The 5,156-nt window shown below is 65.9% G+C and carries 5 protein-coding genes; 4 read left to right on the top strand and 1 reads right to left on the bottom strand.

Going from position 1 to position 5,156, the window contains the following annotated elements:
• Window position 1 precedes the first annotated feature (1 nt).
• From livM to I5M_RS22495, 4 genes are all read left to right on the top strand, one after another.
• A complete protein-coding gene (livM, locus tag I5M_RS22510) occupies window positions 2–1,255 on the top strand; it encodes a high-affinity branched-chain amino acid ABC transporter permease LivM (protein ID WP_022723466.1) in 1,254 nt (417 codons plus the stop codon).
• Window positions 1,252–2,088, top strand: a complete 837-nt coding sequence (locus I5M_RS22505; RefSeq protein WP_022723465.1) for an ABC transporter ATP-binding protein — start codon at window positions 1,252–1,254, stop codon at window positions 2,086–2,088. The genes livM and I5M_RS22505 overlap by 4 nt, the downstream gene beginning before the upstream one ends.
• 136 nt (window positions 2,089–2,224) lie before the next feature.
• Entirely contained in the window at window positions 2,225–2,974 is a 750-nt protein-coding gene (locus tag I5M_RS22500) for an ABC transporter ATP-binding protein (RefSeq protein ID WP_022723464.1), read from the top strand.
• Window positions 2,975–3,131: 157 nt separating this feature from the next.
• Window positions 3,132–4,241 (top strand): branched-chain amino acid ABC transporter substrate-binding protein, encoded by a 1,110-nt coding sequence (locus I5M_RS22495; RefSeq protein WP_031337327.1) that lies wholly within the window; start codon window positions 3,132–3,134, stop codon window positions 4,239–4,241.
• A gap of 150 nt (window positions 4,242–4,391) precedes the next feature.
• Here the strand turns inward: I5M_RS22495 and I5M_RS22490 are convergent, their stop codons facing one another.
• The gene (locus tag I5M_RS22490; RefSeq protein WP_031337326.1) at window positions 4,392–5,126 is read right to left on the bottom strand and encodes a cytochrome c biogenesis CcdA family protein; all 735 of its coding nucleotides are present in this window, start codon (window positions 5,124–5,126) and stop codon (window positions 4,392–4,394) included.
• Window positions 5,127–5,156: the final 30 nt, after the last annotated feature.

Here is a 5,156-nt window from a genome sequence, read left to right as displayed (position 1 = left end):
CCTGATCAGCGCCCTGGTGGCGCTGGTTCTGTTTTCGCTGATGCTCGGCGTCCGCACCGAATCGGGCCCAGAGGGCGGGCTGATCTACTGGACGCGCTTCGACCTGCTCGCCGGCGTAGTCGCCGCCGTGTTCGTCGGCTCGATCGTCATCGAGCTGCTACGCCGCTGGCTCGGCCCGGTCGACACCTCGCGCATGATGCCGGAGGGCGCGCGCAAGACTCTGTCGCGCGCCCTCCGCATCGTCGCGCCGGCGCTGCTCGTCTTCACCGTGCTGGTGCCGGTGATCTTCTATCAGCAGCGCTACATCCTCGACCTCGCGATCCTGGTACTCACTTACGTGATGCTCGGTTGGGGGCTGAACATCGTGGTCGGCCTCGCCGGGTTGCTCGACCTCGGCTACGTCGCGTTCTACGCCGTCGGCGCCTATTCCTACGCGCTGCTCGCGACCAATTTCGGCCTGTCGTTCTGGGTCTGCCTGCCGCTCGCCGGAATCCTCGCGGCGTTCTGGGGCATGATGCTGGGCTTTCCGGTGCTGCGGCTGCGCGGCGATTATCTCGCCATCGTTACTCTCGCCTTCGGCGAGATCATCCGCCTCGTCATCATCAACTGGCAGAGCCTGACCGGCGGGCCCAACGGCATCAGCGGCATTCCGCGGCCGAGCTTCTTCGGCATCCCGCTGGTCGCCGGCCCGAACGGCCTCGCCGCCAAGCTCGGGATCGCGTTCTCACCGACGCATCGGCTGGTGTTCCTGTTCTACATCATTCTGGCGCTGGCACTGATCACCAACTGGGCCACCATCCGGCTGCGACGGCTGCCGATCGGCCGTGCCTGGGAGGCGCTGCGCGAAGACGAAGTCGCGTGCCGCGCGCTGGGCATCAACACCACGACGACGAAACTCACCGCCTTCGCCACCGGCGCGATGTTCGGCGGCTTCGCCGGCGCTTTCTTCGCGACGCGCCAGGGCTTCATCTCGCCGGAATCCTTCACCTTCCAGGAATCCGCGCTGGTGCTGGCGATCGTCGTGCTCGGCGGCATGGGCTCGCAGCTCGGCGTGGCGCTGGCGGCCGTCACGCTGATCGGCGGCTTCGAGCTGTTCCGCGGGCTGGAGCAGTTCCGCATGCTGGTGTTCGGGCTGTCGATGGTGCTTCTGATGATCTGGCGGCCGCGCGGCCTGATCGGCCACCGCGCCCCGACCGTGTATTTGCAGCACAAGCAGGCGATCTCCTCCGACCTCGTCAAGGAAGGTCACGGATGATCGCGGACCATAACATCCTGCGCGTCGACGGCCTGACGATGCGGTTCGGCGGCATCGTCGCTGTGAACGATCTGTCGTTCACAGCGCAGCGCGGCCGGATCACGGCGCTGATCGGCCCCAACGGCGCCGGCAAGACCACCGTGTTCAACTGCATCACCGGCTTCTACAAACCGAGCGCGGGACGCATCACGCTCACGCATGGCGACGGCACCAGCTATCAGCTCGAGCGGCTGGGCGACTTTCGCATTTCCAAGATCGCCAAGGTGGCGCGCACCTTTCAGAATATCCGGCTGTTCCCCGGCATGACGGCGCTGGAAAACCTGATGGTGGCGCAGCACAACGCGCTGATGCGCGCCTCCGGCCTCACCTTTCTCGGGCTGATCGGCGCGCCGTCGTGGCGCGCGGCCGAGCACGCGGCGATCGAACGCGCGAGATTCTGGCTGAAGCAGATCGGCCTGCTCGAGCGCGCCGACGATGCCGCCGGCAACCTTCCTTACGGCGATCAGCGCCGGCTCGAGATCGCGCGGGCGATGTGCACCGAGCCGGCTCTGCTCTGCCTCGACGAGCCGGCCGCCGGACTGAATGCGCGCGAGAGCGCGCAGCTCAGCGAACTGCTGCGCAGCATCCGTGCCGGCGGCACGTCGATCCTGCTGATCGAACACGACATGAGCGTGGTGATGGAGATCTCCGACGCCATCGTCGTGCTCGACTACGGCGTCAAGATCGCCGACGGCACGCCGCAGCAGATCCGCGACGACCAGCGCGTCATCGCCGCCTATCTCGGCGTCGAGGACGACGAGGTCGAGAAGGTCGAGCAGGAGCTCGGGCTGTGAGGCGCCTGTCACCAACTACTCCGTCATGGCCGGGCTTGACCCGGCCATCCACGGCAACAGGCAAGGCCATGCTCGCGTCCGTGGATGCCCGGGTCAAGCCCGGGCATGACGTTGATAAGCGTGGCGAGGCCGCGCGATGACAAACATCTCTGGCGCAAATCCCCTCCTCAAAATCGAAAACCTCCGTGCCGCCTACGGCAAGATCGAGGCGCTGAAGGGGGTCGATCTCGACATCAAGCCGGGCGAGATCGTGGCGCTGATCGGCGCCAACGGGGCCGGCAAATCGACGCTGATGATGTCGATCTTCGGCAAGCCGCGCGCCAAGGCCGGCCGCATCGTCTTCGACGGCATCGATATCACCGCGCTGCCGACGCACCAGATCGCCCGCATGAGTATCGCGCAGTCGCCCGAAGGCCGGCGCATTTTCCCGCGCATGAGCGTCGCCGAAAATCTGCAGATGGGCGCCGACGCCGGCATCAACACCGAGGCGACCAAGGCCGAGACGCTGGAGCGGATGCTGACGCTGTTTCCGCGGCTGCGCGAACGCTACGCGCAACGCGGCGGCACGCTGTCGGGCGGCGAGCAGCAGATGTTGGCGATCGCCCGCGCGCTGATGAGCAGGCCGCGGCTGCTGCTGCTCGACGAGCCGTCGCTCGGCCTCGCACCGCTGGTGACGCGGCAAATCTTCGAAGCCATCCGCACGCTCAATCGCCAGGACGGACTCACCGTGCTGATCGTCGAGCAGAACGCCAACCACGCGCTCAGGCTGGCGCATCGCGGCTACGTGCTGGTCAACGGCCTGATCACCATGAGCGGCTCAGGCGCCGACCTGTTGGCGCGGCCGGAAGTGCGCGCGGCGTATCTCGAAGGCGGCCGGCAAGCCTGAATTTTCACTCCGGCTGTGGAGTGCGGCACTATGCGGCAACCGGATGCCGCCGTGCTCGGATTTTGTCGATGACTTGTCGTCAAAATCAGCCAAAAATGCCTCCAGCGCCGCGTCCGGCTTCGCGGCGATGCTTCGCATCGACATCCAAGGATCGATCATGAAACCCATCAAGCTTCTCGGCCTGGCGTTCGGCGCCTCGCTGGCGTTGACCTCCCTCGCGCACGCCGACGACATCACCGTCGCGGTTGCCGGTCCGATGACCGGCGGCGAATCCGCGTTCGGCCGCCAGCTCAAGAACGGCGCCGAGCGCGCGGTGGCCGATCTCAACGCCGCCGGCGGCGTGCTCGGCAAGAAGCTGAAGCTCGACGTCGAAGACGACGGCTGCGATCCCAAGCAGGCCCGCTCGGTCGCCGAGAAGATCGCCGGTGACGGGACCCCGTTCGTCGCCGGGCACTTCTGCTCGTCGTCGTCGATCCCGGCGTCGGAAGCCTATGCGGACGGCGGCACGCTGCAGATCACCCCGGCCTCGACCAACCCGCTGTTCACCGAACGCAAGCTGTGGAACGTGCTGCGCGTCTGCGGCCGCGACGATCAGCAGGGCCTGGTCGCCGCCGAGTACATCGTTAAGAACTTCAAAGGCAAGAACGTCGCCATCCTGAACGACAAGACCACCTACGGTAAGGGTCTCGCCGACGAGACCAAGAAGGCGCTGAACAAGGCCGGCTTCCAGGAGAAGATGTTCGAGAGCTACAACAAGGGCGACAAGGACTTCAATTCGATCGTGTCGCGACTGAAGCGCGACAACATCGATCTGGTCTATGTCGGCGGTTATCACCAGGAAGCCGGCCTGATCCTGCGGCAGATGCGCGACCAGGGCCTCAAGACCATCCTGATGGCCGGCGATGCGATGAACGACAAGGAATTCGCCTCGATCACCGGCCCGCTCGCCGAAGGCACGCTGTTCACCTTCGGCCCCGACCCGCGCAACAAGCCGACCGCCAAGGCGATCGTCGAGGAGTTCAAGAGCAAGGGCATCGATCCGGAAGGCTACACGCTCTACACCTACGCGGCCTTCCAGGTCTGGTCGCAAGCCGTCGCCAAGGCCGGCACCACCGACGCCAAGAAGGTGATCGACACCATCAAGGCCGGCGAATGGGACACCGTGCTCGGCAAGATGGCATTCGACGCCAAGGGCGACATCAAGGCGATCGACTACGTCGTCTACAAATGGGACGCCAAGGGCAACTACGCGGAGATCGGGAACTGAGGATGTGAGGCGAGACGCCTCTACAACCAACCACGTCATGCGCGGGCTCGACCCGCGCATCCATCACCGCAATAATTGCTGCGATGCGCCGCGCGTCTTGCGAAGAGGATGGATCGCCGGGTCAAGCCCGGCAATGACGAGAGCCTTGAACTACCCGATGCTCCCCAGCGCCGGGAACGTGTTCAGCAGCCAGATCGACACGTCGCTGATGGCGCCGGTGAGGAAGGCGATGCCGGTGAGGATCATCAGCACGCCCATGGCGCGTTCGACCGTGGCGAGGTGTTTCTTCATGCGGGCGAACAGGCCGGAGAACTGCTCCAGCATCAAGGCTGCCAGCAGGAACGGGACGCCGAGGCCGAGAGAATAGATCGCCAGCAGCCCCGCCCCCTTGGCCACCGTGGCTTCGGCGGCGGCGACCGAGAGAATGGCCGCGAGGATCGGGCCGATGCACGGCGTCCAGCCGAACGCGAACGCCAGCCCCATCACATAGGCGCCCCACAGCCCCACAGGCTTCGGGATCGGCAGCCGGCCTTCGCGCATCAGGATGTTGAGCCGCGTCAGGCCGAGGAAGTGCAGGCCCATCAGGATGATCACCACGCCGGCGACGATCGCCAGCTGTGCCGACCAGGCGCGGATCAGAGCGCCGACCAGACTGGCGCTGGCGCCGAGCGCGACGAACACGGTCGAGAAGCCGAGCACGAACATCAGCGCCGAGATCATCACGGCGCGCTTCGAATTGCGCTCCGACTCGTCGGCGGCGACGTGTTCGATGGTGGCACCGGTGAGATAGATCAGATACGGCGGCACCAGCGGCAGCACGCAGGGCGACAGGAAGCTGACCAGACCGGCGATCAGCGCGGCGGGGATCGAGACGTCGTGGATCATGGCCGGGTACATGCACTCGCGCGCAGCGCC

The organism is Rhodopseudomonas sp. B29 (assembly GCF_000333455.1).
Taxonomy (GTDB): domain Bacteria; phylum Pseudomonadota; class Alphaproteobacteria; order Rhizobiales; family Xanthobacteraceae; genus Rhodopseudomonas.
The sequence above is the reverse complement of the archived record's forward strand: the minus strand, read 5'-3'. Positions and strand labels throughout refer to the sequence as shown.